The 24,753-nt window shown below is 64.3% G+C and carries 28 protein-coding genes and 2 pseudogenes; 13 read left to right on the top strand and 17 right to left on the bottom strand.

The annotated features are described in order from the left end of the window. Positions 1-13 precede the first annotated feature (13 nt). The 5 genes from ACQP1O_RS16650 to ACQP1O_RS16630 all read left to right on the top strand — a co-directional run bounded on the left by ACQP1O_RS16650 (position 14) and on the right by ACQP1O_RS16630 (position 4,401). Positions 14-580 (top strand): 3-phenylpropionate/cinnamic acid dioxygenase subunit beta, encoded by a 567-nt coding sequence (locus ACQP1O_RS16650; protein WP_433566682.1) that lies wholly within the window; start codon positions 14-16, stop codon positions 578-580. Between the two features lie 60 nt (positions 581-640). Further along, on the top strand, positions 641-1,489 hold the full coding sequence (locus ACQP1O_RS16645; protein ID WP_433567702.1) for an alpha/beta fold hydrolase: 849 nt from the start codon (positions 641-643) through the stop codon (positions 1,487-1,489). Further along, a complete protein-coding gene (hcaB, locus tag ACQP1O_RS16640; protein ID WP_433566681.1) occupies positions 1,486-2,319 on the top strand; it encodes a 3-(cis-5,6-dihydroxycyclohexa-1,3-dien-1-yl)propanoate dehydrogenase in 834 nt (277 codons plus the stop codon). The genes ACQP1O_RS16645 and hcaB overlap by 4 nt, the downstream gene beginning before the upstream one ends. A 31-nt stretch (positions 2,320-2,350) precedes the next feature. Next, positions 2,351-3,940 carry an acyl-CoA synthetase gene (locus tag ACQP1O_RS16635; protein WP_433566680.1) on the top strand — a complete coding sequence of 530 codons (1,590 nt, stop codon included), beginning with the start codon at positions 2,351-2,353 and terminating at the stop codon, positions 3,938-3,940. A gap of 116 nt (positions 3,941-4,056) precedes the next feature. Continuing rightward, a complete protein-coding gene (locus ACQP1O_RS16630) occupies positions 4,057-4,401 on the top strand; it encodes a hypothetical protein (protein WP_433566679.1) in 345 nt (114 codons plus the stop codon). Between the two features lie 35 nt (positions 4,402-4,436). Here ACQP1O_RS16630 and ACQP1O_RS16625 read toward each other — a convergent pair whose 3' ends face one another. Beyond that, a complete protein-coding gene (locus ACQP1O_RS16625) occupies positions 4,437-5,078 on the bottom strand; it encodes a helix-turn-helix domain-containing protein (protein ID WP_433567701.1) in 642 nt (213 codons plus the stop codon). A gap of 424 nt (positions 5,079-5,502) precedes the next feature. Between ACQP1O_RS16625 and ACQP1O_RS16620 the strand changes: the two genes are divergently transcribed. The 5 genes and pseudogenes from ACQP1O_RS16620 (at position 5,503) to ACQP1O_RS16600 (ending at position 7,867) form a co-directional block, all read left to right on the top strand. After that, a complete protein-coding gene (locus ACQP1O_RS16620) occupies positions 5,503-5,682 on the top strand; it encodes a hypothetical protein (protein WP_433566678.1) in 180 nt (59 codons plus the stop codon). Between the two features lie 228 nt (positions 5,683-5,910). After that, entirely contained in the window at positions 5,911-6,699 is a 789-nt protein-coding gene (locus tag ACQP1O_RS16615; protein ID WP_433566677.1) for an IclR family transcriptional regulator, read from the top strand. 170 nt (positions 6,700-6,869) lie between these two features. Further along, positions 6,870-6,992, top strand: a pseudogene (locus tag ACQP1O_RS16610) (DUF6879 family protein); the annotation flags it as partial. Between the two features lie 25 nt (positions 6,993-7,017). After that, positions 7,018-7,257, top strand: a complete 240-nt coding sequence (locus tag ACQP1O_RS16605) for a helix-turn-helix domain-containing protein (RefSeq protein ID WP_433566676.1) — start codon at positions 7,018-7,020, stop codon at positions 7,255-7,257. 16 nt (positions 7,258-7,273) lie between these two features. After that, entirely contained in the window at positions 7,274-7,867 is a 594-nt protein-coding gene (locus ACQP1O_RS16600; protein WP_433566675.1) for a DUF5753 domain-containing protein, read from the top strand. Here ACQP1O_RS16600 and ACQP1O_RS16595 read toward each other — a convergent pair. From ACQP1O_RS16595 to ACQP1O_RS16575, 5 genes are all read right to left on the bottom strand, one after another. Further along, positions 7,861-8,055 carry a hypothetical protein gene (locus tag ACQP1O_RS16595; protein ID WP_433566674.1) on the bottom strand — a complete coding sequence of 65 codons (195 nt, stop codon included), beginning with the start codon at positions 8,053-8,055 and terminating at the stop codon, positions 7,861-7,863. The genes ACQP1O_RS16600 and ACQP1O_RS16595 overlap by 7 nt on opposite strands. 1,056 nt (positions 8,056-9,111) lie before the next feature. After that, the gene (locus tag ACQP1O_RS16590; protein ID WP_433566673.1) at positions 9,112-9,657 is read right to left on the bottom strand and encodes a 2,4'-dihydroxyacetophenone dioxygenase family protein; all 546 of its coding nucleotides are present in this window, start codon (positions 9,655-9,657) and stop codon (positions 9,112-9,114) included. A gap of 134 nt (positions 9,658-9,791) precedes the next feature. Continuing rightward, complete coding sequence (locus tag ACQP1O_RS16585; RefSeq protein WP_433566672.1) at positions 9,792-10,277, bottom strand: ester cyclase; 486 nt, start codon at positions 10,275-10,277, stop codon at positions 9,792-9,794. 102 nt (positions 10,278-10,379) lie between these two features. Further along, a complete protein-coding gene (locus ACQP1O_RS16580) occupies positions 10,380-11,054 on the bottom strand; it encodes an MBL fold metallo-hydrolase (protein WP_433566671.1) in 675 nt (224 codons plus the stop codon). A gap of 12 nt (positions 11,055-11,066) precedes the next feature. After that, entirely contained in the window at positions 11,067-12,212 is a 1,146-nt protein-coding gene (locus ACQP1O_RS16575; protein WP_433566670.1) for an FAD-dependent monooxygenase, read from the bottom strand. Positions 12,213-12,319: 107 nt separating this feature from the next. Between ACQP1O_RS16575 and ACQP1O_RS16570 the strand changes: the two genes are divergently transcribed. Beyond that, complete coding sequence (locus ACQP1O_RS16570; RefSeq protein WP_433566669.1) at positions 12,320-12,907, top strand: TetR/AcrR family transcriptional regulator; 588 nt, start codon at positions 12,320-12,322, stop codon at positions 12,905-12,907. A 570-nt stretch (positions 12,908-13,477) separates the two neighbouring features. On the opposite strand, the gene paaI is transcribed toward ACQP1O_RS16570, so the two are convergent. The 3 genes and pseudogenes from paaI to ACQP1O_RS16555 all read right to left on the bottom strand — a co-directional run. Then, positions 13,478-13,903, bottom strand: a complete 426-nt coding sequence (gene paaI, locus ACQP1O_RS16565; RefSeq protein ID WP_433566668.1) for a hydroxyphenylacetyl-CoA thioesterase PaaI — start codon at positions 13,901-13,903, stop codon at positions 13,478-13,480. Between the two features lie 15 nt (positions 13,904-13,918). Further along, positions 13,919-14,140 carry a hypothetical protein gene (locus tag ACQP1O_RS16560; RefSeq protein WP_433566667.1) on the bottom strand — a complete coding sequence of 74 codons (222 nt, stop codon included), beginning with the start codon at positions 14,138-14,140 and terminating at the stop codon, positions 13,919-13,921. 26 nt (positions 14,141-14,166) lie between these two features. Beyond that, a pseudogene (locus ACQP1O_RS16555) lies at positions 14,167-14,592 on the bottom strand (2Fe-2S iron-sulfur cluster-binding protein); the annotation flags it as partial. Between ACQP1O_RS16555 and ACQP1O_RS16550 the strand changes: the two are divergent. Beyond that, a complete protein-coding gene (locus ACQP1O_RS16550) occupies positions 14,573-14,860 on the top strand; it encodes an EthD family reductase (RefSeq protein WP_433566666.1) in 288 nt (95 codons plus the stop codon). The pseudogene ACQP1O_RS16555 and the gene ACQP1O_RS16550 sit on opposite strands and share 20 nt — an antisense overlap. A 250-nt stretch (positions 14,861-15,110) precedes the next feature. On the opposite strand, the gene ACQP1O_RS16545 is transcribed toward ACQP1O_RS16550, so the two are convergent. From ACQP1O_RS16545 to ACQP1O_RS16525, 5 genes are all read right to left on the bottom strand, one after another. Further along, positions 15,111-15,248: a hypothetical protein gene (locus ACQP1O_RS16545; RefSeq protein WP_433566665.1), complete on the bottom strand. Its 138-nt coding sequence runs from the start codon at positions 15,246-15,248 to the stop codon at positions 15,111-15,113. Between the two features lie 116 nt (positions 15,249-15,364). Beyond that, positions 15,365-16,042 carry an LppU/SCO3897 family protein gene (locus ACQP1O_RS16540; protein WP_433566664.1) on the bottom strand — a complete coding sequence of 226 codons (678 nt, stop codon included), beginning with the start codon at positions 16,040-16,042 and terminating at the stop codon, positions 15,365-15,367. 622 nt (positions 16,043-16,664) lie between these two features. Then, entirely contained in the window at positions 16,665-17,900 is a 1,236-nt protein-coding gene (locus ACQP1O_RS16535) for an MFS transporter (protein WP_433566663.1), read from the bottom strand. Beyond that, a complete protein-coding gene (locus tag ACQP1O_RS16530; protein ID WP_433566662.1) occupies positions 17,897-19,165 on the bottom strand; it encodes a DUF3089 domain-containing protein in 1,269 nt (422 codons plus the stop codon). Before ACQP1O_RS16530 ends, ACQP1O_RS16535 begins: the two co-directional genes overlap by 4 nt. An 18-nt stretch (positions 19,166-19,183) precedes the next feature. After that, positions 19,184-21,571 carry an alpha-L-rhamnosidase N-terminal domain-containing protein gene (locus ACQP1O_RS16525; protein ID WP_433566661.1) on the bottom strand — a complete coding sequence of 796 codons (2,388 nt, stop codon included), beginning with the start codon at positions 21,569-21,571 and terminating at the stop codon, positions 19,184-19,186. 57 nt (positions 21,572-21,628) lie between these two features. Here ACQP1O_RS16525 and ACQP1O_RS16520 point away from each other — a divergent pair, with 57 nt between their 5' ends. Beyond that, a complete protein-coding gene (locus ACQP1O_RS16520; protein ID WP_433566660.1) occupies positions 21,629-22,258 on the top strand; it encodes a TetR/AcrR family transcriptional regulator in 630 nt (209 codons plus the stop codon). 307 nt (positions 22,259-22,565) lie between these two features. Here the strand turns inward: ACQP1O_RS16520 and ACQP1O_RS16515 are convergent, their stop codons facing one another. From ACQP1O_RS16515 to ACQP1O_RS16505, 3 genes are all read right to left on the bottom strand, one after another. Further along, positions 22,566-23,450, bottom strand: a complete 885-nt coding sequence (locus tag ACQP1O_RS16515; protein WP_433566659.1) for a PaaX family transcriptional regulator — start codon at positions 23,448-23,450, stop codon at positions 22,566-22,568. A gap of 23 nt (positions 23,451-23,473) precedes the next feature. Continuing rightward, positions 23,474-24,379, bottom strand: coding sequence for an acyl-CoA thioesterase (locus tag ACQP1O_RS16510; RefSeq protein WP_433566658.1), 906 nt, complete (start codon positions 24,377-24,379; stop codon positions 23,474-23,476). A gap of 90 nt (positions 24,380-24,469) precedes the next feature. Continuing rightward, positions 24,470-24,739 (bottom strand): dienelactone hydrolase family protein, encoded by a 270-nt coding sequence (locus ACQP1O_RS16505; protein ID WP_433566657.1) that lies wholly within the window; start codon positions 24,737-24,739, stop codon positions 24,470-24,472. Positions 24,740-24,753 lie beyond the last annotated feature (14 nt).

Here is a 24,753-nt window from a genome sequence, read left to right as displayed (position 1 = left end):
ATGGAATGAGACCGTGAGCATCACAACAGCACAGTTAGCGGCCGGCTCGAAGGCCGACCGCGAGATTCACTTCGAGGTCGAGCAGTTCTACTACGAAGAAGCCGAACTGCTCGACGCCGGGCGCTTCACCGACTGGCTGGACCTGCTCGACGACGACCTGGACTACTGGATGCCAACCCGTACCAACCGGTTGCGCCGCCAGCAGTCACTGTCGATCGCGTCCCGCGGCGAGGCGGCCTACTACGAAGAGACCAAGGAGAGTCTCACCTGGCGCATCCGGCGCTTCGACTCCGGGATGGCCTGGGCCGAGGACCCGCCCTCCCGCACCCGCCACCTCGTCACCAATGTTGTTGTGCACCATGCTGATCCGGCCGATCAACTGGGCTTCACGACCGACGACCTGCTGGCGCGATCGGCATTCCTGGTCTACCGCAACCGCCTCGAACGCGAAGATAACGTCTTCGCCGGACAGCGCACCGATGTGCTGCGCCGCAGTGGCGACCGGCTGCGGGTCGCCCGCCGCGCCATCCTGCTGGATCAGAACATCCTGCAGGCCAAGAACATCTCTACCTTCTTCTGACCAACCGAAGGGACGACCGTGTCCGTGTCCGAACTCGATTTCGCCCTGCAACAGCGCGACATTCAGCTGACGCACCACACCGTGGCCACCGCTCTTGGCCCCATCGCCGTGGCCGAAGCCGGGCGGGGCCCGGTTCTGGTCATGCTGCACGGCGGCGGCCCCGGTGCCTCCGGCGTGAGCAACTATCACCAGAACCTGGCCACCCTTACTCGACGATTCCGGGTGATCCTGCCCGACCAGCCCGGCTTCGGCGGCAGCTATCGGCCCACCGAGGCCGACCTCGATGCCCGTTCCATCACCGAGATCACTGTCGACGCCCTGTTCCAGGCACTCGATGCGCTGGGTATCGACGGCTTCCATCTGCTGGGCAACAGCCTCGGCGGTGCCGCCGCCCTTGCGATGGCGCAAACCCAGCCGGACCGGATCACCGGTCTGGTGCTCATGGCACCCGGTGGCGGATGGCTCCCCTTCGGCCCCACCCCCACCGAGGGCCAGAAGGAGATGTTCCGCTACTACAACAGCGGCGGGCCCAGCGTGAAGAAGATGGCCAACTTCATCCGCACCATGGTCTTCGACCACAAGCAGTTCGGCGAGGACGTCGTGAACGCCCGCTACGAGGCATCCCTCGACGAGAGCCACATCGAGTTCTACCACCGCTACAACGCTGCCTTCGTCAAACGACACGGCATGGACCCGCTCTGGCGCGACCTGCACAAGATCAAGGCACCCGCACTGCTGCTGTGGGGCCGCGACGACCGCACCATCACCTTGGACGGCGCGCAACTCATGCTCAAGAACATCCTTAACGTACAGATGCACATCTTCGGCAATTGCGGGCACTGGGTCCAACTCGAGCGCGCGCGCGAATTCGAGCGCCTGGTCGGCGACTTCCTGGCGGAGCTGTCATGAGCGGCTGGCTGGACGGGTACGTCACACTGATCACCGGTGGCGGCTCCGGAGTCGGACGGGCGGTCGCCGAACGATTCGTCGCCGAAGGCGCGAACGTGGCCATTCTCGGACGCGACCGCGACAAGCTGGACGAAGTCGTAGGGGCCTGTCCTGACCAGTTCCGCATGCTTGCCATCGAGGCCGACGTGCGCGATTCCGATCAGATGCACGCTGCGGTCGCCGAAACCGTCTCCCACTTCGGCAAACTCGACACGCTGGTCGCAAACGCCGGCATCTGGGACTACCAGCGCCAGCTCACTCGCCTCAACGGCAAGGAACTCTCCGACACCTTCGACGAGCTGTTCTCGATCAATGTGAAGGGATACTTCCTCGCTGCCGAGGCCGCTTGGCGCGAACTGGTGAAAACCCGAGGCAGCATCGTGATGACGCTGTCGAATGCCTCCTTTTACGTCAACGGTGGTGGACCGGTCTACACCGCGAGCAAACATGCCTGCCTCGGGTTGATGCGCGAACTCGCCTATGAGCTCGCACCCAAGGTCCGTGTGAACGGCGTCGCCTGCGGGGGTATGAACACCGACCTGCGCGGCCCGGAATCGCTATCGCTGCACGAACGTTCGCTGGCCGCGTCGTTCGCTAAACGCAGCTCCGACGCTCCCCCGCCCCCGATCCCGCTGCACGACTCCAGCACCGACCCTCGCGATTTCACCGGGTCCTACGTGCTGCTCGCTTCGCGGGAACAAAGTGGACCGATTACCGGACAAGCGATTTCGGTCGACGGCGGCATTGGTGTCCGTGGCTTCGCCACCGCCGCCGGTGGTGACCACCTGTAGTTCGCTCGACAACGAGCACAAGGAGACCTCGATGAGCACCGTGACGCATCCAACCACAACGGTGAATATCAACCCGGCCACCGCAATCAGCACGCTCGCCGGATTCCAGCCTGACAGCACGGTGATCCGTTATGCCGGAGGCGATCTCACCTACAGCGAGCTCGATCTCAAGACCGCCCGGGTGGCTGTTCTCTTGGCAGCTCGTGGAGTCACCACCGGTGATCGTGTCGCGTATCTGGGTTTGAACAGCTCTGCCTACCTCGTGACGATGCTGGCCACTTTCCGGCTCGGGGCAATCTTCGTTCCCGTGAACTTCCGACTGGCCGGACCCGAGCTACGAGCCGTGCTGTCCAGCAGTGGGGCCTCGGCCATCGTGTGCGAGCCGGGCCACGGCGCCGCGGTAGAGGCCGTGCGCGAGTACACCAAGCTGCGCCACTTTCTGCTCATCGACGATGACCCACAGCTGCCGAATGAGACGGAAATACCTGGGTATTGGGAACCTTGGGCTCGCCTCATCGAAGCCGTGGAGGCGACACCTGCCGCCTCCGCCATCCCCCGAGGATTCGACGATCCGGCCATCCTCATGTTCACCTCCGGGACAACCGGGCTTCCCAAAGGCGTTGTCCTCACTCACGGCAACATCTGGTGGAACGCTGTTAATGTGGACAGCCGCCTGGACACCAGGCGCGGCGACATCACCCATGCGGTGGCTCCCCTATTCCACATCGGTGGAGTCAACGCACTCGCATTGCGGACTATCGTCCGTGGCGGCACCCTGATCGTCCGCCGCAGCTTCGATCCGGCCGCCTTCCTCCGCGATCTCGTTTCGTATCAAGTGAATTCGTTCTTCGCGGTTCCAGCAATGCTGGCCGCCCTGGCAAGAGTTCCCGGCTGTTTCGAGACCGAGCTGCCACACCTGCGCACCGCCGTGGTCGCCGGAGCACCGGTCGCACCTACACTGATCCAGCGCTTCGCTCGGCACGGCATTCTGCTCCAGCAGGCGTGGGGGCTGACCGAAACCGCCCCTTTCGCCACCCATCTACCCGTCGAACGTACCCTCGATAAACTCGGATCTGCGGGAATCGCCATGCCGTACACCGAGGTCCGTGTCATCGACCCGAACTGGAACACACAGGTCGCACCTGGCGTCCCGGGTGAGGTGGTGGTCCGTGGCCCCAATGTCACGCCGGGCTACTGGAACAATCCCGAGGCCACTGTCGCAGCGTTCGACGATGCAGGCTGGTTCCACTCAGGCGACATCGGTTACCTCGATGAGGACGGCTACCTCTTCATCGTCGACCGCCTGAAGGACATGATCATTACCGGAGGTGAGAATGTCTATCCTGCCGAAGTCGAACGTGCCCTCGCTGATCTGCCGGGGCTAGTCGACGTCGCCGTGGTGGGCGCTCCCGACGAGCAGTGGGGCGAAGCGGTAGTCGCCATCGCCAGCCTCGCAGACGGCGCTTGCCTAACTCTCGAGGATGTACGCGAATACGCGACAGAAAAGCTAGCGCGCTACAAGCTGCCACGGCGGCTGACACTCGTACCGTCGGTGCCTCGCAATGCCTCCGGCAAGCTCGACAAGATCGCCATCCGGCGGCTCGCCACGGAAGGGCCCTGATCATGTCGGCTCCCCCGATCTTCGTGCCCGTCCTCCATGAGCCGTGGACCGTCGAGGTCCGATCCCGTTCCCGGACAACGGTTGTACTCGATGTCCGTCATCCCGTCGACGGCGGAGTGACGGTCGAACTCGAGCGCTGCGCAACTGGCCGCCTGCGGCATACCTATCCCGTCCACAGCCACGACGTCGAAGTGCGCGTCACCGGCACGCTGCCTGGTCCACTGCTGGCCGACCTGCTCAATGCGCTCTTCGCGGCCGTCGAGGCCGCCGACCCGTACAGCCGTCGACTCGTCTTCGCAGCATCCGCGGATGGCTGCAATGCCATCGCCGCTGCCGAGTCGGTTGGGTTTCGATCCGTCGTCGACATCGACCTGCCCGACGCCCGGCTGAGCTTGCTGGTCGCGGAGCCGAACTGGGTCACCGCAGTGGATATGGATCTCGATCATGTCCCTGGAACCTGATCGGGGCACAGCACCTTCTTGCCTCGATCAACAGGTCAGTTCGCGGTCTGTGCCGCCACCGTCGCAGTCCCACCGCTCCGGGTCACAGTCGGCCCGAATTGACGAACCTGTGGAACCGTGGTGACCATGTGCGCGAGCACCCGTTCACTGGTGCAAATGTGCCGATGCGGGACATCGCCCGGGAACCGTACGAAATCACCCGCCGCCAGATCGACGGGCTCGCTGAGCGGACCCGTGCGCAGCTTGCCGGTGACAACGTAAACGTGGTGCAGCGTGCCGGGAGCATGCGGTTCGATCACAGCGGGTTCCGGGCCTGTTCGCTCGAGGCGCAACATCAGCGTGCGCACGTGGCCCGAACCATAGGTCTCATCAAGCAGCCGCTCCGACCAGTGGGCGCCGTCCGTCCACTCGCCATCGACGGCTCGCTGCACATACACGGGCGTACCCCATTCGGTGAGCAGTCGCCGAGCTGGCACATCCAAGGCCGTCCCCAGCTGCGACAGCGTGTCGACCGTCGGATTGCCCACGCCCTGTTCGATTTTCGACAACGTCTGCTTGGACAGTCCCGATCGACGTGCCAGATCTCCCAGCGACATGGCCCGCTCCAGCCGGTACCGGCGGACATTGCGCGCCACCAGCTCGTTTTCATCGATCCGCCCGTCACTTTTGATATGCATATCGTCATTGTTGACGAACTGACCGAGAAATGCACCCACGGATCGACATACGGCACGCCCTGCTGTCTGTCGTCCCGGCGGACGGCCGGAGTGCAGCCCACGGTGCGCCTGTCGCGCTCCTCGGCAGCGACGGCGCGAGCTCGACCGATCTCACCCTGCGTCAGCAGCCGCGCGCCAGCCGACGACGAGCGACGAAATCCTCACGCACCCCATTGAGCGCCAGGTTCAGATATCGGCGCCAATTATCCTGTGCCACAGACCTAGCGAAGGCGGCGACGGCATTCACGATCGTGAAACGGCCAGACGTCGGCCACGTCGGCCACGTCGGCCGCTCGCGCCTGGAGGCCGATCTGTCTCGGTTCACGGGTGCGAGGGACTTGCTCGACGCGGGGCAGGCAGCAGGCACCCGCATCGAGCAGCCACCTTGAGCTTCGGGCGCGAGCACGAACTCCTGTGGCGCGAGCAGCGCACCGGAGCCCCGTCGACTGCCTGGCCGGCCGCCGACGGCCGTCCGGTCGCGGTCCTCCCTGTCGACCAGCCGAAGGAACTCGCCGCGGCCCGCCGCGCGATCATGAACCGCAACATAATGAACCCGGGCGGCTGACCGATCCCGACGTTCCGATATCGATGGCACGACCATGGCGACGACAGCTTGATGACGAACGGCGACTGAACCGGCAGCAGCAACTCCCAGCTACCAGCGCTACGTGTCACTTTAAATTGACGGTCCGTCATTGTTGACGAACGGATGTCAGGTTTGCATGATTGTCACATAGAAGTGCCGGACCGGTGTACTGAAGTTGACACCGCAGCGTGAGCAAGAGGAACGAGCATGACCACGTCAATTGCCGAACCGGTCCGGGGCGACCGCGCCGCCGTCGACAAGGCCATTAGTCTGCTGGTCGCCTTCGGCGACCAGGCCAGCAGTGGCGTTGGCGTCAGCGAGCTCGCGCGACGCGCACAACTGAGCAAGTCAACCGCCTTCCGCGTGCTCGGCATGCTCGAGCGCAACGGTGTCGTCGAACGTATAGGAACCGGCTATCGCCTCGGCGCACGACTGCATCAGCTGGGTCAAGCGGTGTATTCGCCCGAGTACGAACGCATCCGGGATCTGCTGCTGCCCTTCCTCACCGATCTCTACGAAACAACGCGGCATACAGTGCATCTGGCCGCTCTACACGGCACCGACGTGGTTTATCTCGCCAAACTGTACGGCCACCGCACCATTCCAGCGCCCTCCCGCATTGGTGGGCGACTCCCGGCCCACTGCACCGCGGTAGGCAAGGTCCTGCTCGCCTACCATCCTCAGACCGCAACCCCGGTTCTTGCTTCCCCACTGCAAGCAATCACCCCGCACACCATCGTCGACCCAGCTCAGATAGTGAGCGAACTGACCACTATCAGGCGCAACGGTGTGGCCTACGACAACCAGGAGAGCCGACTCGGACTGTCCTGCATCGCAGCGCCGGTCTTCGACGGCCGTGGTCGCGCCATCGCCGCGCTCTCGGTGGCCGGACCCCACGGCAACCTCGAAGCCCACCGCCTCGAGACCACCCTCCGCCAGGTCTGCGCTGCAGCGTCAAACGCCCTCGGCCGCGCCCGACTTCCCCGGACCGCATAACGTTGCGCGACCCGCGCATCCTGCAAGGCAGATGCATCTCGGAAGCAAAGTCGACACCCCGCACGGGCAGGTCAGCCGTGCTTCCGAAATGCTCGAACCGGAGTGCAAGCGTATCGCCCAGCTTGAGCCGGCAAGTCGACATCGTCACCGGTCGCAACTGCTAACGCTCTTTGGCCCAAGACAATGTCGACGACGACGGTCGCCCCGCCGGAATGGCGGTAACCAGCGACCCGCAGATCGCCGAGTACTGCCGCGGCGTCCGGGACCGGCTCTGGCCCATCGCGAAGCCGTATGCCGAGTACTCGACCCCGTCCCCAGGTGACGAACGCAACCCAGGACGCCCGGGAAGCCCTCGGCCAATGTTTGCGCGACATCAGGCGCAGGGCAGAGCTTTCCGGACGTCAGCTCGCCGCGCTGGCGGGCTGGCACGAGTCCAAGGTCTCCAAGCTCGAATACGGCAAATTGCGCGCGTCCGACGACGCACGCGCCTACTGCACGCACGCCCACGCTGAGGATCAGCTCGACGATCGACGACGACCTGCTCGTCACGCTTCATAACATCGACGCCGCGTACATGGAAATGCGGCGCGTGCTCAGCGGCGGCACTGGGCGCAGCCAAGATGTATTGGTCCGGCTCGCCGAACGGACCAGACTCAGCCGCATCTATCAAAACGTGCTGATCCCAGGCATATTGCAGACACCCGAGTGCGCACGGGCAATCCTGGAATGGTCCATCACCCGGCACGGATTGACCGACGACATCGACACCGGCGTCGCCAAACGTACGGAGCGTCAACAGATTCTCTACCACGGCGACCGGCAGTTTCATATCCTGCTGGCCGAGCAGGCCCTCCTGACCACCATCAGCAGCGACTCCGTGATGATCGGACAACTCGATCGCCTGCTCGTCGCAATCAGACTGCCCCGGGTCACAGTCGGCATCATCCCGGTAACCGCTGAGATTCCGCAGCAAACAACGAATTTCGCCATGTTCGACGACCGCATGACCACTGTCGAGACCATCACGGCCGAGCTGACGATCACCCGACCGCGCGAGATCTCAACGTATGGACGCACATTCGACATGCTCGCCGAGCTCTCGGTCACCGGTGACGCGGCCGCGCTCATTCTGGCCGCGGTCGAACGCCGCCGGGCCGTCGGTCAGTAGCGGTCGTCTGGTTCCTCGTCGTCGTAGTCGACCTCACGCACCGCGTCGGCGAGGCGGCGGAGTCCGGCCAGAACGACGCTCGGCGCGGGTCCGGTCCCATACACGCCGTCGCACAACGCAATAACACCGCCGAGCATCGGCAGGTCGAGCAACTCTGGCACCTCGCAGACGTCATCCAGGCCCGGCACCAGGTCGACCGCAGGCCGACCGCGCGCAGCACATCGCGCCCGTCGAACAACTCAGTCGGCTCGACCTCGGCGAGGACGTTTCGGACCGCGGCGAGGAAGTGGTCAGATGCCATCGCTGACACCGTCCCGACCGTCGAAAACCAACGAACCACAACCGGGGCCGAGAGGTCCCCGCCAGGATTTGGATTTTGCACCCAATGTAGCCGCGGACCGAAGTGGATATCACTGATCGCGGGGAGACTATCGCCGAAGGCATGGCCAGTACGCGATCAGTTCGTACGTAGACACTGCGCGCAGCTGCCCATAGCTTCGCTCATGCTCGATATTCAGAGGCTGTTGCCGTTCCGAAGAAGCCGGAAGTCCGGTCCGAAGCCGAGGTCCTCGACCGCTGTCGAGCTGCGCGCGGTCCCGAACCATCCTGGGGGTACCGGGTCGGCTGCGCGTCATCGGCGTCTTCAGTTGTGATTTGCACACAGTACACACTCCCCTCGAGGTTTGTCTGCCTCAACTTCTCGGGACCACTCGACCGCCGATCACCCTTGCCAAAACGCGTCAGCGTTTGGAATTCTCGGTCTGGAACTCGCTCAGCTGTGACGCACACACCGAGCATTCGGCCTTCAGATACCAAGTCCCGCAAAGGTATCGAGGACGTGCCTCCTCTCCCCCTGCTGACATCGCCTCCTGCGAGCGCCGCTCTACGATGACCGTGTGGGTCTGATATCACCGGCGACTTTGCGACGCCGCACAGCGGATCCCTCGAGCGAGATCTCGTCGGCTCCGGCTATCGATGAATGCCGTTGGGAACCGAAAACCCTACGGCTGCGGCTGTTCTCGATCTCCACCCTCCTGATCGACCAAGTCCGCCTGCGGTTGCCGACACGCAACCGTGGACCAGCCTCGCTGTCACCGCCACCGGGCCCGTGGAATCCAGCAGCCAGCCTCTCAGACGGGCCGCTCGGCTGCACCCCCAACCCGGATACGATCGGGAAACCCCAATCCGAACCCGATCACACCGGGCCGAAGGCCCGGCGTGAAATCAAGGTCACTGCCGACTCCCTATTTCAGGGCGTTCTCGGCGGTACCCCCAGAGATAAAGTCCACAGGTCCCAAACCCTGAGCATCGGCCAGTTGCCCGGTCAGATAACGGAGCGCCGCAGCATCAAGGATCGAGTGGTAGCTTCCATCCTCGGAGAAATTGACATTGGCACCCTCGACGCGCACGAGAATGACTGTGTCCTCGGTGTTCGACTCAGGACAGACGAAGGTATGCGCAGATGCTGCCGGCTCAAAAAGGTAGGAGCCAGCTGTTTGTGGCTGTTCCGGATATTCGAGATAATACCACTTGCCCGACAAGGTGTAGACCTCAGCTATACCGGTGTGGTAATGGAGTGGAATCACCGAACCGGGCGAGAAGGTCGCCAATACCACCCACACACCGGCTTCAATGTCCAGTCGCAGCGGCTGAAAATGCACCCCAGGACCTAAAGCATCCCTGATCAGTGGTGTTCCACTGACGTTTACCGTCAGAACCTCACTCTGAGGCAAAGCGACAAAGGGAAGAAGCGCTCCGCTCGACGTCCGGATGGGACCAGGAATATCCATGTTCAACCTCTCTCGTATTTCTCAATGATGTGAAAATGCTTGTGAATATCGAATCAGCAGTCGGATCGGCGCAACTACCTCCTGCGTATCGGAATGTCAAGCCACGAAGATCATCCCGGCGACGCGGTTCCGGTTCAGCGCATGATCCCTTGCTCGCGCGCGAAAGAGAGTATCTGGCGTCGGCTACTGCTCTTCAGGAGTGCGCGAAGAATCGCTTTCAGACCAATCTGGCGGAGCAGACCCACTCGGTCGATCTCGTCCCAGTGTTCTACACAGATCCCGTTCTTCAACCGCCAAATATCAATCGAAGTCATTTCGACGTGCTTGCCGGTCGGAGCTATTCCGATGAGCGGTCCAGTGTGTGTACCTGTCATCGAAATTCTCGCTACAACCTTGTCACCCTCGGCAACAATATCGTTGATCACCATCCGCCCGTCGGGAAATGCAGTCTGGAGGACGTCTGCCATGCGCTTGACCGGCTCGCGACCGTCGGGAGTCGGATTATGCTGAATGTAGTCATCGGACATGAGAGAGTCGAGCAATCCGTGGTTTGCCACAGAAAAAGCCTCCATGAGGCGCACCACTACATCTTTGTTTACATCTTGGATATCCACCTTCACAACTTCCTTCCCTGCGAATTATTCTTTCCCTGGCGAACACGTCCGGCGTGCTTCCTGAGGTTCGACCCTGGAAGATCTCACTGCCCGAGCTCTGATCAGCGGTTATTGGAGGGCCGCTGCAAAATCAGAAAACCTGTCGGCATCACGCAATACCGGTCCGTGCCCGAAGCAGACCAGATCCGGCTCGAGCCCGGCGAGTCTGGTGATGGACTCGCGATTGCCTCGAGGATCCGCTGTCAAGAACGCGAACGGTTCCCGCAATCCGCGGACTCCCGTGAACGGATGGTGACCACTCGCAACATCGCCGAGCAGAAGAGTTCGGTCCGACTCGCGCCAGAATGCCAAGTGTCCAACTGTGTGTCCGGGAACTTCGAGGACCTCGAAACTCCCGACGCGATCACCCTCACGAAGCCGCCTGTCGACCGCGGCCGGCGGACCGCCCTGCAAGCGGCTCAATATCCTGGGAGCAGGATGATCCGGAAACCGGTCGTACATCAGCCCGAGCGTCTCGACCGCTGCGGCATCGGCATGACCGACCCATAAAGGTATTCCCAATTCCTCACAAATTCGCCTACTCGCCCCGAAGTGATCGGGATGTGCATGCGTTACCGCATGCGCCCGAATATCGAGTCGCGCTATATCACGCAGTATTCGTCGGCCGCTGTATCTGGTTCCGGCATCAACCAGAATTCCGTCGATTACGTAGGAGTTGATAGAGTACCTTGGATATCCGCATATCTGGTATACATCCTCGGCAAGTTCTACGATCATCGCCATTCCCAATAGTGTTCAGGCAACCGGATTTATCAAGCTGGCAACCGTGGTGCGCGCGAGTTGATCCGATTCGAAACTCTCGACAACACGTCGGCGTACAGCAAGAGCAGGTGCTGTGCGCCTGTGAACCATCCATCCATACTGACGAGATTTACGCTGCATGTCTCGGACTCGTTTGTACCTGCTGGTTTGGAAGCGATGCAACGCGTCCGCGACTTCAGTCGAGTTGACCAGATTTCGAGCCAGCGTGATCGCGTCCTCGATTGCCATGGAGCCACCCTGGCCGAGGTCTGGACACATGGCGTGCGCCGCGTCCCCGATCAGAACTACTCGCCTCGAGATCCACCGGGGTAGGATTACCTGTTCGATATCACCGTAATGTATCGAGGCCTCATCCGGGCTCGAATCCACGATATACCTGGCTGGTCCTTTGAAATCGCTGAACATCTCACGCAGGAGATTCATATTCTCGGACGGGTTCCGCACAGCGCCTCGAGCGGAAAGGAAAGTAGAGTACGAATAAAGAAGATCTTCACCAATTGGAAGTATCCCCATTCTCCGACCGCTACCCCAGAGTTCGTACATACCTTCGAACCCCGGCGGTCGCGGGATAACCACTCGAATCGCGCAGTATCCCGCATAGTGGCGATCAACCTTACCGAAGATCAGTTTCCTAACCGTTGAATTTCGCCCGTCCGCTCCGACGACGAGGTCGTACTCCGCGCTGGTTCCGTCGCTGAATTCTGCGACCACGCCTCTGGCGAGCTCCCTCAATGCGGTCACAGTAATCCCGAGTCGGGGACTATTCTCGAGCGAGCCGGCGAGGACGTCATGCAGAGCTCCGCGGTGTATCCCGGTCGTTGACGTTCCGTAAACATCCGCCACGGAGCTGAACCGGAATCCGTTCATGCGGTTGCCATCCGGATCCAGGAGAGTCACGCTGTTCAGCGGAACCCCGCGCTCTTGGACCGCACTTCCCAATCCAATGGAGTTCAATGCCAGAACTCCGTTGAATCCGATTGCAATTCCAGAACCGACTGGGCGCCATTCAGGCGCGAGGTCGACAACATCAGCGGAAGCGCCATGATGCTTCAAAGCGGCAGCAAATGTCAATCCAGCAATCCCGCCACCGACTATCAAGATCCTCTGTGGTATCGCCACCAAAACTCCTTTAGCACCCAGCCGGTTTTACTACACTAGTAGTAGTTCTTGCTACAGTTGTAGACCAGGTTGCTAGGGCTGTCAAGAGTGGATGGGATACTGACCTCATGCGACAGAGTTCAGATGTCATCGACCGACGTGCCCGACTGCTTGATGCCGCAATACAGGTGATCGGCACGAAGGGCCTCGCAGCGGTCACGCACCGGTCGGTGCAGGAGACCGCCGGCGTACCGCATGGGGCTGTCACTTACTACTTCGGTACCCGTAACGATCTGGTGGTAGCCGCAGTCGAGCGCCTCGCCGAGCTCGACGAGAAGCGCCTGATCGATCTCATGCACCAGCTGATGCTGGTACTGGCCCGCCGCTCACCTCAGCCGGACTACGACTCGCTTCAGCAAGCTCTCATCGATTGGATCGAAAGCGACCCGATCCACCAAATTGCGAGGTATGAGGTACTACTGGAAGGCACCCGAAATCCTGCGGTTCGAACCGCCGTCAGCAACGGCGCTGCCGCGATGTGGCGTGCGGTCAGGCCGATCGCCGTTGCAGCCGGTTCCGAAGACCCCGATCATGATGCCCGCATTATCGTCGCACTGCTCGATGGCCTGATCTTCGATCGATTCACACGCGCACCCGACGATCTGACTCCCCTGCGCCATGGGCTGGAGCGCGTGCTGAATACCTGGCATCCGTAGACAGACTGCTGTCGTCACAACGTCAGCCGTCTGCGCCGCGTTCACCCGCTGGTGGACCAGCGGGCAGTTCACCGCGATCCACACCGAACTGCGCGAGGCCTGTCGCGACGCCGCGGAAACGCGTACCCGATCCAACCGCGGCGGTCATCGACCAGCAGTCGATCCGCGCCACCGAAACTGTCGGCAGCGTCCCCGCGGTTTCGGCGCAGGGAAGAAAGTGGCAGGCCACAAACGCCATATCATCGTCGGCTGTTCGGGCCTGCTGATGGTCGTACTGAATTTCGGCGAACTAGTCCAGGAGCCAATTGTTTTCAGTGCTCGACGAGCTGTCGGGGTTTGGTTGGGCGGAGCCGTAGAGAAATGCATCGGGATCGGCGAGTGCAAGGCGGCGGTCGATGCAATCGGTCCGCGGCGGCGGTGTGCGCCGGGTCGTTCGCCCACGTCCTCACCACCGACGACGATGTGGAGGACGCCGTCCATGCCCTGCTGCGCGGTTTCGCCGTCGGCTACGAACAGCTTGTCGCCATCAACAAGGCTGAGACCGGCGATCCCCCTCAGCTGATCCGGTCGTTACGACCAGGCCGGGATCTCCCGGCTCGTGCCGCGGAACTCGGCGATGACGACGTCGCCGCGGCGCACGGTCACGTCGTAGATTCCGTTGCGCCCGTAGCGTGCCCGCTCGACGGCTTCGGCGACCAGCTCGTCCCCGGCGGTCGTCGGTTCGAGGTAGGTGATCGACCCGCCGGCGGCCACCGTGGGACGGCCGTAGCCGTTGCACGCCGCCGCGAAGGCGGTGTCGGCCAGCAGGAAGACATAGCCGCCGTGGGTGATGGCGTGGCCGTTGAGCATGTCCTCGGTGATCTTCATGGCGAGGGTGGCTGATCCGGGTCCGTTGGCGAGCAACTGGATTCCGCATTCGCTCGATGCCCGGTCGGTGTCGAGCATGGCGTGGGCGAAGCCGGCTCCGGTGGAATCCTGGCCGCTGAGTTCGTTCATCGTGTACTCCCGCGTTCAGTGGGGCCGGTTGTCGATCAGGCGGCGGACCTTGCCCAGCGAACGTTCGATGGTGTCGGGCGCGAGCACCTCAACGCTCACGGTGACGCCGATCCGCTGGCAGGCGTGCCGCAAAGGCCAGCGCAACCGATCGAGTTGCAGTGCGGCGATTCGGCCGCGAGGAGCGAATTCGATATCGCCGTCGGGAATCGTTGCGGGAGTGGGAAGGGCGGTGGTCAAGGGATTTTCCTGTCGGTGTGCGGTGATCAGGCGTCGAAGTCGACGGAGAGGGTGTCGGTGGTCGGGTAGCTCTGGCAGGTGAGCACGAAGCCCGCCGCGATTTCGCTGTCTTCGAGGGCGTAGTTGCGCCGCATGTCCGCGGCCCCGCCGGTGATCTTGGCGCGGCAGGTGCCGCACACGCCGCCCTTGCACGCGAAGGGTATATCGGAGCGCACCTCTTCGGCAGCATCCAGAATCGTCCGGTCCTGCGGCAGGTCGGCGGTGGTGGAGCGGCCGTCGATGGTGATGGTGACCCGGCTGCTCGGCCCGATCGTCCCCGGTTCGAGATGCGTCTCCGGCGGCGGCGGGGTGTCGCCGACATAGAAGAGTTCCCGGTGGACGCGATCGGCGGCCACCCCGAAATCGGCCAGCACGGTGACGGTGTCGTCCGCCATGCCATGCGGCCTGGCCAGCGCGCCCATGGTGACGCCCTCGTCTACGCCGAAACCCATGTCCTGCTGGCCCGGAAGATCCCCGGCCTCGCCGGGCCACTGCTCCCCACTCGGCAGCCAAGAACCGCCGTACTACATGGTTGCAAGCCTGCACTTCCCGACGGCCGAGGCACTCGAGCACGTATTGACCTCGACCGAGATGAAGGCCGCAGGCCGCGACGTCCGCAACTTCGCCGCCGGCGGAGTCACCATGTTCACACAATCCGAGCAATCAGGACTGATTCCCTGATCTGCACGACCCCGGCGGGCGAGAGTCCGGGCTCCCTGTCGGCTGGTTTTCCCGAGCACCACGCGAACTATCGGGTGCCGCGCACGAAGCCGAGAAGGATCTGTCGGCTGGTCCGGGAGGTGAGGCTGCCAAAGCCATCGTCGAAGGCGTGTTCGGCGAAATCCGCGTTCCATCGCCTCGAAGGCCGATGCGCAGGCCGTGCGGACCGCGTCCACATCGGCGCCCCTTCGAGAGCCGGTGTACCGACCGGTCAGCCGGCGGCCCAGTCCGAGTTGGCGAGTTTCGCCGCCATCAAGTCGAACAGCGTTGTCGCCGTGGCTAATACGTCATCCGGCGCCTGCAGGATCATCCGCCCGACGAGCTTCCCTGCCCCCGCGATCGCCGCCACCGCGATTTCTTCCCTGCCGCCGGGAAATGGTGGTAGATCGAACCGTAGGGCAGGTCTGCGGCTTCGTTCCGGGCGCCCGGTTACTCCGGTATCGGGCGCCCGTCCGCTGCCGTGATTCACTCGCTGGGATCGACCAGGCACAGAGTCGTCGGATCGGGTTTCGGGTAGACGACCGCGTTGTGGGCGTCGATCGCGTCGCCGCACGCGGTGGGGTCGGTGGAACCCTTGATGATTCGTGCGATCTTGAAATAGGTCAGTTGCACCTGGTGTCCGCTCTGCGCGGCGGCGGTGCCACAGTCGACCCGCTGCGCCGAGTTGTCGATGCTGTTCTGTGCCACACATTCGCCCTCGCGCACCTGCAATTCCAGGCACAAAGTGGTGTTGCGCATGCCGCCGATGGAGCGCACGGTGTCGTAATCGGTCCCGGGACACGAGCCGCCACCCGGATCCTTCAGCACCACGCCGACGCGATAGATCGTCGTCGGATCGTCACAGGACACCGCTGTCACGTCGACCGTGGCGGGCCCGCCGCTGACCTTCACACAGTCACCCTCGGACACCTTCCTCAGCGGATCACGACCACCGTCTCGAACATGGCCGTGATCGGTGACGTGCCGCCAGCCGTACACGACGATGATCGACAGTGCCACGCCGACCAGGCCGCCGAGCCTGCCCAGCCACTTCCGGTGTCGCCTCGGTGGTTGCGGCGGCCACGGGGGCGGATAGCCGGTGCCGGGCTGCTGCGTTGCAGGCCCAAAGCCCTGCGGTGCGCGATGATCGGACGAACTGGTCATGAAAAGCCTTCTTGCTCAATGAGTATGGATTCGGATGAGCGCGAGGGGACACCGTCGCGAAACTCGCGCTGCATGAGTTTTACTTACCACTAGGTAAAATTCAAGGTATTCAGGAGCGATGAACCAGATGCGGAAGCTGCCTGAGTATTTGCGCGACAGTGCCGGGCTCGAAGCCGCTCTCCCCGGACCGCGAGGTTTCCGTCCGGCCGCACGAGGATCCAGTCGCCCGGAGCGGCTGGGAGCATCCGACGAACCTGCCAGTTGGAATCGTGGACGGCGGCCGATCGGCCTGCCGGTCCGGCCCGATCGCGTGCACCCGATTAGCCGGGTGCAGCGTCGGGTACGGAAGGCCCGAAAACGAGCAGATGCCAGGCCGGATCACGCAGTGCCGCACGCAGTCTCGTCCAGCCGGGGGCTGTCGGCCTGCGCCGCGTCGATCTGCGTCAGCCGCTGCCCGGGCCGCGGACCAGCCGAACCGGAATTCTGACGGGCGAGCGGACAGTCATGGTATTCGAGGCCGAACCTGGCAGCGAGTCCACCCGACAGCTGCGAGACACGCTGACCCGCTTCCTCGCCACACAGCCGACGGCGACGATCTCGCCGGGGCAGCAGAGAGATTCGGTCACGTAGCATCGGATTCCAGACGGGCATCGATGGATTCGATGCTCTCGCCCCGACCGCGCGGGCGAAAGGTCACACCCACCAGGCCCGACCCCACGGTGACGACGATCATCATGACCACCAGGGCGGTGAAGCCGCGGTGCAACAGGGTCGGCACGAAGACCAGCATCACGGCGGAGGCGACGCGTGCAAGGCCGAAGCTGAGGCCGATTGCCGTGCTGCGCAATCGCGTCGGGAAACTCTCCTGGCACCACAGCTTGTAATGCGCCTCACCGGCCAGGGTGTTGCCGATGCCGTAAGCGATGAACGCGGCGATGAGCGTGGGCGCGCCGGTGTCCACCACGAGCAGGGCACCCCAGGACAGGGTTTGCGTGACCGCGCCCGCGACGAAAACCGGTGCACGGGCCCGGGTATCCATCAACGGCATCATCGCCAGCACCGTAACCGCGATGAGCGGCACTGCCAGCAGCGAGGCCGCCAGCGCCTGGGACGAGTCGAGATGGCCCACGGTCTCGAGCGCGTAGAGGCCGAAGGACCCGTAGAAGTTGGTGCCCAGGGTGACGGTGAGATAGAAGACGAGCAAAAAGATACTGCCGCGCCGCAGATTCGGGGCGAGCAGCTCCCGCAGGCTGCTGTGCGACGGCTGCCAACGAAGGGATTCGACGATGCGCCGCCGCAGCAGCCAGGTGATCAGCGCGAAGGCCAGCAGGTGCGCGAAAATCGCGCGCGGCAGCTGATCACCGAGCCGGGAACCGGACAATTCCAGTCCGATCACGGCCAAAGGTCCCAGTGCCCATAGGAATTGGGTGAAGGTCACCAGCCGTCCCCGCTCCGACGCGGGAGCATTCTCGCCGACCAGAGCCAGCGCCAGCGGCACATCCGCACCGATGGCCAGGCCCACGGTCACCACGCCGACGAACAACATGACCGGATGGACGGCCAGCACCAGCCACAGCAGCCCGGCGATGTACACCAGCAGGTCGACGGCGTAGACCCGTTTGCGGCCGTACAGGTCACCGATGCGCCCACCGGCAATGGATCCGAGACCGATACAGACGGTCAGCGCAGCGGAAAGAAAACCCAACTGCCATTCCGACATTCGAAAACTCGATTGCCAGTGCGAGAGCGCCGCAGACACAGCGATGATGGTGCCGGCGTCCAGATAGGAGGCCATGCCCGCCAGGGCCGCCAGCGACCAGGGCCGCACCACTGCGACGTGATCGGTCGTCGCGGTCATCGGCGAGCGAGCCAGGTAGCGGACTGCTGATCCAGCACGGCCACCAGATCACCCAGCGCGACACCATAATCGGCCACGTGCAGGCCGAGTTGCGCGTCGCCGGAGGTGCCGAGGACGGCATCGAGATCGCCGCCGATCTCCAGCCACGCGGCTGAGCCGTCACCTCCCGGAGCGTAGCGGCAGGTGCCCGTCAGCACGCCGGGAAAGCGGGCGAAACCCGTTGCGGCGCTCGGCACCCGATAGTCGCGCAGCACTGCCGCCAGGTGCCCAGCGGGCGCGATGTCGTTGCCCTGCAGCAGATTCCGCGTCGGCATGACCGTGTCGAGCGGAGTGCGCACGGCTGGAACGGCGGTGTGGCGCAGCGCAGCCGGATCGACACAGGCGATGCGGTGACCGGGAGCCGCACTCCAGGCCAGGCTCTTCGCCCCAGGCGCATGCCCCTCGGCGTAGGCGGAATAGGCGATGACGCATCCGGCTGGAACGGGTGCACTCGCGCCGCACAGCGGCACGAACTGGAAGGTGGAGTCCGGGTCGGCGCCGCCGCCCGCTGAACGATCGTCGGGTACCTGCACCTTTCCGCCCAGCAGCACGGCGCTGACCAGTTGCGCGGTGGTGCCGGGCCGTCCGTCGATCCGGTCGCGAATCAGCTGTTCCAGCGCGATGCTGCCTTGTGAATGGCCGAGCAGGATCACCCCGCGCCTGTCGCCGCCCGGTCCGACATTGTCGTGGGCCCAGTAGTCGTCCCACGCCGCGAGCACGTCGGCGAATCCGGGTCCGGCGTAGCCGTCGGAGCCGGTGACCAGATGCTGAGCCAGCTGCGGCAGGGTGTCCTGCCGGTAGAGCGGGGCGAACATGCGGCAGTGACCGAGCAGCGGCCCCACCTGTGCGAGCAGCACCGCGAGTTCCTCGGCCCGAGGCTGTGGCCTATCTCCGGTCACGGGGTTGGGCACCAGGTCCACCGTGGGATAGACGTAGAAGCAATCGACGCCAGGAAGGGCTGTGGCGGTGCCGTTTTCGTCAGCGAGGCCGCTGCGACCGACGGTGGTGACCGACAGTGCAGCTCGGCTGCCGTCCGGATAGCGTGCCGTCGCGGGCTGGGCGCCCGGCCTGCCGTCGGCATCCTGGTCACAGGGATCGAGTGCGATGCCGGGTTTGCACAGCCACATCGTCCCGGTCGCACTGTCGGGCGGGACGGCCGCGGCCGTCCCCGACGCCGAGACAACCGCGAGCACGGCCGCCACGATCATTCGGAGCGCGTGTTTCATTGGATACTCCAGGATATTTCAGAAGCGCGTGGTGATCCGTCCAGCGGCATGCGGGGTCGCCACACCCGATCGGTCGACGATCTTCACCGGCACCGGTGAGTCGACCGAGAGCCGATCACCGTCGATGTCCACCGACACCACGCCGTACGGCGTCGGCGCGGCGCCCGACGCCGCGGTCAACACACCGGGGCGCGGCGCGATGCGGACTCGTGCGAATCCGGGTTCGGCCGGGGTGATGCCGAGGGTGTAGCAGACCAGATCCCGGGTGGGCGTGGCCGACCAGCCGTGACAGTAGGATCCGCCTTCCCAGCACTCCCGGAACGCGGTCGGGGCACCGGCGCGCAGGCGATCCCAGTCCAGGCACAGCTCCGCGATCCGGTCGGCCGCACCCAAACGTGCGATGGCGTCGTGCACGACATAACGGAAGAACGGCTGCGCCCCCACCACCGAACGCTCCGTGTCCCAATCGGGTTCGGGTCGCACCGACACCGGCTGACCGGCACTGGGTCCCAATGCGTCACCGCCGTGATCGGCCAGCGGGCTGGCGGTGAACATGGCCGATCGGTCCAGCAGCAGCCGCAGGATCTCCGGCTTGCGTTCGGGCGGCACGAGATCCGCGCAGACCGCTGCGGCAGCGACGTGCTCGCTCACCGATGTGCCACGGCGGCCATCGGCCAGATTGTCGCGATAGGCACGCCGCCCCGGGTCCCAGAAGGACTCGAACCCGCCGCGCAGGCGATCGTGGAAGGCGGCCGCCCAGGCTTCCCGACCATGATCACCGAGCCAGCGCGCCATCTCGGCGAAGTCACGTAATCCGCGCGCCAGCAGCGCATTCAGCGCCGCACTCGCGCCCGACACCTGCACCGGCGACCAGTCGATGAGGACCCATCCGGGTACCTTCTCCACGAGACCCGCCGGGCCACAATAAGGTTCGAAATAGCGGAGGATTCCCTCGGCGGTGGGCAAAAGACCGCCGACCAGCTCCCGATCGCCCGTGTAGCGAAACAGGTTGTGCACGGATCGAATCCAGTGCAGCGACCAGTCCGGAATGGTCGGCACCTGCGTGGTCGCGAAATCACCGGCTACCACCATGGGCAGTAGGCCGTCGGCGCGCGGCTGCGCCGCCAGCTGCGGGTTCCATCGAGCCAACCGCCAATCCTGGTTGGCGATCAGATCGACGGACTGATGCACCACGGCGTCCCCGGTCCAGGACCGCTGTTCCCTTGTCGGGCAATCGATGTAAGCATCGTGCGAGGTCAGGTCCACGGTGCGCAGACCCGTGCGATAGACGGCGCCGAGTCGTGAATCACTGGACTCGAACGGGGCGACCGGATCCCGGGGGCGCAGTTGTTCACGGATCCGGAGCGCGACCGGCGTCGTCGCGTCCTCCAGTGCGAGGACGAGGTAGCGTCCGCCGACCGAGTCCGCCGAAAGATAAGTGTCAGCTGAGCCGCGGGCCACGTACCGGAATACCGGCGCGCTGTCGAGCGCTGCTACCGTGGGCACCTCGACCAGAGCGCCGTCGATGACCTGACCGCGGGCTGCCTCGAAATGCAGTTCCAGCCTGCCACTGACGATCATCGCGAAATCGGCGATCAGCAGCGCGCGTTCGCCGCCCGCCCCGCCGAGGGCCGCGGCCAGGGCGACGCGTGGATCATCGCCGGAAGCCGGGGCCGCCCGGCTGTTCAGGACTGTGGCGGTGCGGATTTCACCGGTCAGGGCCGGAATGGGCCTGGGTCGCAGGATGCCCCACGGCTCGGTGGGCGGTCGCGTCCCACCGCGCGGGCCGACCACCGAGTACTCGGCCAGCACTCGCGCGGACGACCAGGAGGAATCATCGAAATCCGGTGCCGTCCAACGTGGTTCGAGCAGGCGGGCATCGAGGTTCTCGGGCAGCTGGGTCAGCAGCATGCCAGGCGGGCGGCCGGTGCGCCAGGCGTCGCCGGGTGCGAACCGCCACGAGGGGTCGGTCGCGATGATCTCCTCGCCGAGCCGGATCTCCGCCACCATGGCGCCGCCACCCATGGTGAAGCTCGGTGGCGACGGCTCCCACCACGGCACCGGATATCCGTAGAAGCGCGCGAGTACTGCGACCGTGTTGCCGCCCTCGCGCAGTGTGTGGCGAATGTCGTATTCGTCGAAGCACAGCTGGCGCGGCCCGTGCCGGACCGGACCCGCTCCGATGTCGACTCCGTTGACGTACAACCGATACCGGGAATCGGCGGTGATTCGCACCGTGGCCCGGGCCGGCACGCTCGCCAGCTCGAAGCCACGCCGGAACAGCACCCGCTGGTCGAAGCGACTCGGGTCCAGGGATCCGTACGGCTGCGCCTGACTGGGCCCGCCCAGAGCCGGGCGATCGGACCAGATCCACTGCCCTGTCCAGGTGTCTCGCGTGGTCGCCACCCCCAGAGTTTTACTTACCACTCGGTAAAACTCAAGGCGGTGTTGTAAGAAGAATCCATGAAGCCGCAACCGACAGCGCCGCGCCGACGAGGCCGCAAGGAACGCGCCGACGGTCGTTCCCGCCGCGAGGAGCTGATCCGCGCTGCGGCTATCCTCTTCGCCGAGCGCGGCTACCGCGACACCAGCCTCGCCGACGTAGCGATGCGTGTCGGTGTCACCCAGCAGGCCCTGCTCTACTACTTCGGCAGCAAGGTTGGCCTGCTGCACGCGGTGATCGATGCGCGCGATGACGAAAGCCTGCGATTCGCCGAGGAACTCGCCGCCCTGGGCGGTGTTCGCGCCCTGGACAAACTGCCCGACTTCGCCCGCCGCAATATCGCCGACCCCAACCTGGCCCGCCTGTTCGCCGTCCTGCTCGCCGAGAACCTCAACCCCGGCGACCTGGCCCACGACCACTTCGTCCAGCGCTACCGCAACCTGCGCACCGTCGTCGCCGCACTCGTCGAACAGGGCCAGCGCACCGGCGACTTCTCCCCCACCATCGACCCCACGCTCAAAGCGATCGAAATCGTCGCCTTCATCGAGGGCGTCAACACCCAATGGCTCCTCGACCCCGACTCGATCGACCTGCAAGCCGTCACCGACTCCTTCACCCACGACCTGATCCGCACCCTCACGGCCAATTAGCCCGTAGGGCAACCCCATTCGAGTCATTGAAAACCGACGAGACGATCAGCCCGGGCGTCCGCCTCGGCGACGATGCGCCGCGTCTGGTCGATCTCGGCGGGCGTGGGCTGGAACGCCTCGGCGATGACGGGCAGTTGGGCGGGATGGATGGCCTACCGTCCGCGCATACCCCAACCGCCGACCACGCAGGCAGGACTCACGCAGTGTGCGCGCGGCGATCGACCCGAGATGATCGAGCATGCAGTCGACGTGGGTCGAGATCGGTGTGACGCAGCAGCCCACCATCCGGATCGACCGGCGTCGGGGCTCAGCGCTCCTTCCGCGCCGGGCTCCGCCTCTTCGCGCGCTGCCCATGAATCACGGCCAGCGCGTGCTTCTGGGCGAGTATGGCGAGGGCCTCGTTCAGTTCGTCGAACAAGGTGCCGGCGGCCTCCCCGTTCCATGCCGGGGGCAGTAGCGACAAGGGGAGGCCGGGATCACGGTACGGTAGCCGACGCCATTCGGTCAGTATGGGGACGTAGAGCTGGAACGCTTCCTGCGGGGCGATATTCGTCGTAGTCACCAGATAGAGGGCGGGCCGATACCGCTGCAGGAATTCCGTGTACAGCTGAGTGAGCTCTGGCAGATTCCACCATTGACGCACCTTCGCACGCATGTCACCGAATCCGAGGTGGTGGCCGGTGAACATGTCGACGTAGCCCGACAACTCGCGACGGTCCAACATCTGGCGGGTCTCCCGGGCCAGCGTTCCGGGGCCGACCCAGACTCCCGGTGCCGCGGTGCCGAAGCCGAGCCGGGTCAGGCTCGATCGGAGCGCGTGGCGTTTCTCGCGCTCCGACTCGGGCACAGAGAAAACGACCAGAATCCAGCCGTCCTCCTCGGATGCCCTGGCACGATGGAAGATTCTCACATCGCCTTCGGCCAGCACCTCCAGCGTCGAGTCCGAAAGGGAGTATCCGACCGCACCGGCGTTCTGTTCGCTCAGTAGTACGCCGCGCCTCTTGAGCCGTGAGATGGAGGATCGGACCGCCTGGGCATCTACTCCCAGATCTCCCATCAGGGCGATAACCGACGCCGTGGACAGCCAGTTGCCCTCGGCACGCGCGCACAGCCCGAAGATGGTGATGATCAACTGCGCGAGGCGAGCTTCTCGTCCGCGCACACTCGACACCACTTCCAGCTCTGCCGTCATATTTGCACCATACGTCCCCTGGATCACGCGGCGCGAATCATTCCCTCCTGCAAAACAGTTGCCAGGTGCCGCTGGTCGCGGTCATAGAAGCGACCGATTCCGACACCGCGCCCGGCGTCAGCGGCGACCGCTTCCTGAACGTAGAGCAGCCAGTCGCCGACCCGGCCGGGGCGATGAAACCACATCGCGTGGTCGAGGCTGGCGGTGACCAGGCCGGGCCGAGCCCATGGCAGGTCGAGCACTCGCAGGACCGGTTCGAGGATGGTGTAGTCACAGACGTAGGCGAGGGCGGCGAGGTCGCGTTGAGCATCGGTGAGACCGTCAACCGGGCGAAGCGGGTCGAATGGTTTCACCCACACCGCTTGGTGCGGTGCCCGCTCTCCTTCAACCGTCAGGTAGACAGGGCCCGGTACGTGGCGCATGTCGAAGCTTCGGCCTTCGGACCAGTAGGCTTTCGACTCGTCGGTCATGGTCCCGCCGTGACGATCGGCCAGATATCGCGCGGAGCTGGGCAACTCGTCCGGATCGGGGACGAGAGTCGCAATGTGCCCGGCGAAGGTGCCGCCGGATTCACCAGCAGCGAAGTTTGCCAGGCAGACGTAGACCGGCCTGCCGTTCTGGTAACCCCGAACCTGGCGGGTGCTGTAGCCGCGCCCATCTCGCAGCAACTCCACCTCGTAGCGCACTACCGCCCCGATATCGGCAGGGCGGAGGAAGTAGCTGTGCATCGAATGCAGCGTCTTGCCATCGGTCACCGACCGCATCGCCGATGCGGCGGCCTGAGCCACCAGATCGCCTCCGTAAGCCTTGGGCCATGGACACGGCTGAGTGATGGCGTCGAAGGCCAAATCGAAATGCTGCGGCTCGGTCGGCGTCAGCGTTACTGCCGCAGTGAAGATCGTAGAGGTGGTCGGGGTTTCGGTCTGCATCGATCCGTCCGTTCAGAGCGTAGCCCGCAGGTACGAACTGCGGCAGCAGATATATAGAGTGAATCTTTCGATCGTCACCGATAATCTACATCACGGAGGAGGTCGTGGCCACACGACGGCAACCACCACCCAATCGCCGAACCCGGGTTCGATGCGGCGCGCGGCCGGCCAGAACAGGTCGGGCACCAGGACGACATGACTCTCCTCCGCATCGCGGTCGGCCATGTCGCGCATGTAGTCGTTGATGCCGAAGATCTCCTGCAGCAGCACCACGCCCGGTCCGGAACCCTGCTTCGGTACGGGCAGGTAGACGGCGAAACTCTCGCCGGATTCCTTCGTGACGTCGACGCACTCGCCCATGTCGATTGTTCCTT

This window comes from Nocardia sp. CA-151230 (assembly GCF_050942175.1).
Taxonomy (GTDB): Bacteria; Actinomycetota; Actinomycetes; order Mycobacteriales; family Mycobacteriaceae; genus Nocardia.
Note: the sequence above shows the minus strand (reverse complement) of the source record. Positions and strands in the feature narration are given on the sequence as shown.

Excerpts from the sequence above, each read along its gene's own strand:
- ACQP1O_RS16505 (WP_433566657.1), bottom strand. The coding sequence starts at position 24,739 with ATGGGCGAGTGCGTCGACGTCACGAAGGAATCCGGCGAGAGTTTCGCC.
- ACQP1O_RS16510 (WP_433566658.1), bottom strand. The coding sequence starts at position 24,379 with ATGCAGACCGAAACCCCGACCACCTCTACGATCTTCACTGCGGCAGTA.
- paaI (WP_433566668.1), bottom strand. The coding sequence starts at position 13,903 with ATGAACGAACTCAGCGGCCAGGATTCCACCGGAGCCGGCTTCGCCCAC.
- ACQP1O_RS16520 (WP_433566660.1), top strand. The coding sequence starts at position 21,629 with ATGAAGCCGCAACCGACAGCGCCGCGCCGACGAGGCCGCAAGGAACGC.
- ACQP1O_RS16540 (WP_433566664.1), bottom strand. The coding sequence starts at position 16,042 with ATGACCAGTTCGTCCGATCATCGCGCACCGCAGGGCTTTGGGCCTGCA.
- ACQP1O_RS16590 (WP_433566673.1), bottom strand. The coding sequence starts at position 9,657 with ATGGATATTCCTGGTCCCATCCGGACGTCGAGCGGAGCGCTTCTTCCC.
- ACQP1O_RS16515 (WP_433566659.1), bottom strand. The coding sequence starts at position 23,450 with ATGACGGCAGAGCTGGAAGTGGTGTCGAGTGTGCGCGGACGAGAAGCT.
- ACQP1O_RS16530 (WP_433566662.1), bottom strand. The coding sequence starts at position 19,165 with ATGAAACACGCGCTCCGAATGATCGTGGCGGCCGTGCTCGCGGTTGTC.
- ACQP1O_RS16570 (WP_433566669.1), top strand. The coding sequence starts at position 12,320 with ATGCGACAGAGTTCAGATGTCATCGACCGACGTGCCCGACTGCTTGAT.
- ACQP1O_RS16550 (WP_433566666.1), top strand. The coding sequence starts at position 14,573 with ATGCCATGCGGCCTGGCCAGCGCGCCCATGGTGACGCCCTCGTCTACG.
- hcaB (WP_433566681.1), top strand. The coding sequence starts at position 1,486 with ATGAGCGGCTGGCTGGACGGGTACGTCACACTGATCACCGGTGGCGGC.
- ACQP1O_RS16535 (WP_433566663.1), bottom strand. The coding sequence starts at position 17,900 with ATGACCGCGACGACCGATCACGTCGCAGTGGTGCGGCCCTGGTCGCTG.
- ACQP1O_RS16625 (WP_433567701.1), bottom strand. The coding sequence starts at position 5,078 with ATGCATATCAAAAGTGACGGGCGGATCGATGAAAACGAGCTGGTGGCG.
- ACQP1O_RS16600 (WP_433566675.1), top strand. The coding sequence starts at position 7,274 with ATGGAAATGCGGCGCGTGCTCAGCGGCGGCACTGGGCGCAGCCAAGAT.
- ACQP1O_RS16615 (WP_433566677.1), top strand. The coding sequence starts at position 5,911 with ATGACCACGTCAATTGCCGAACCGGTCCGGGGCGACCGCGCCGCCGTC.
- ACQP1O_RS16635 (WP_433566680.1), top strand. The coding sequence starts at position 2,351 with ATGAGCACCGTGACGCATCCAACCACAACGGTGAATATCAACCCGGCC.
- ACQP1O_RS16580 (WP_433566671.1), bottom strand. The coding sequence starts at position 11,054 with ATGGCGATGATCGTAGAACTTGCCGAGGATGTATACCAGATATGCGGA.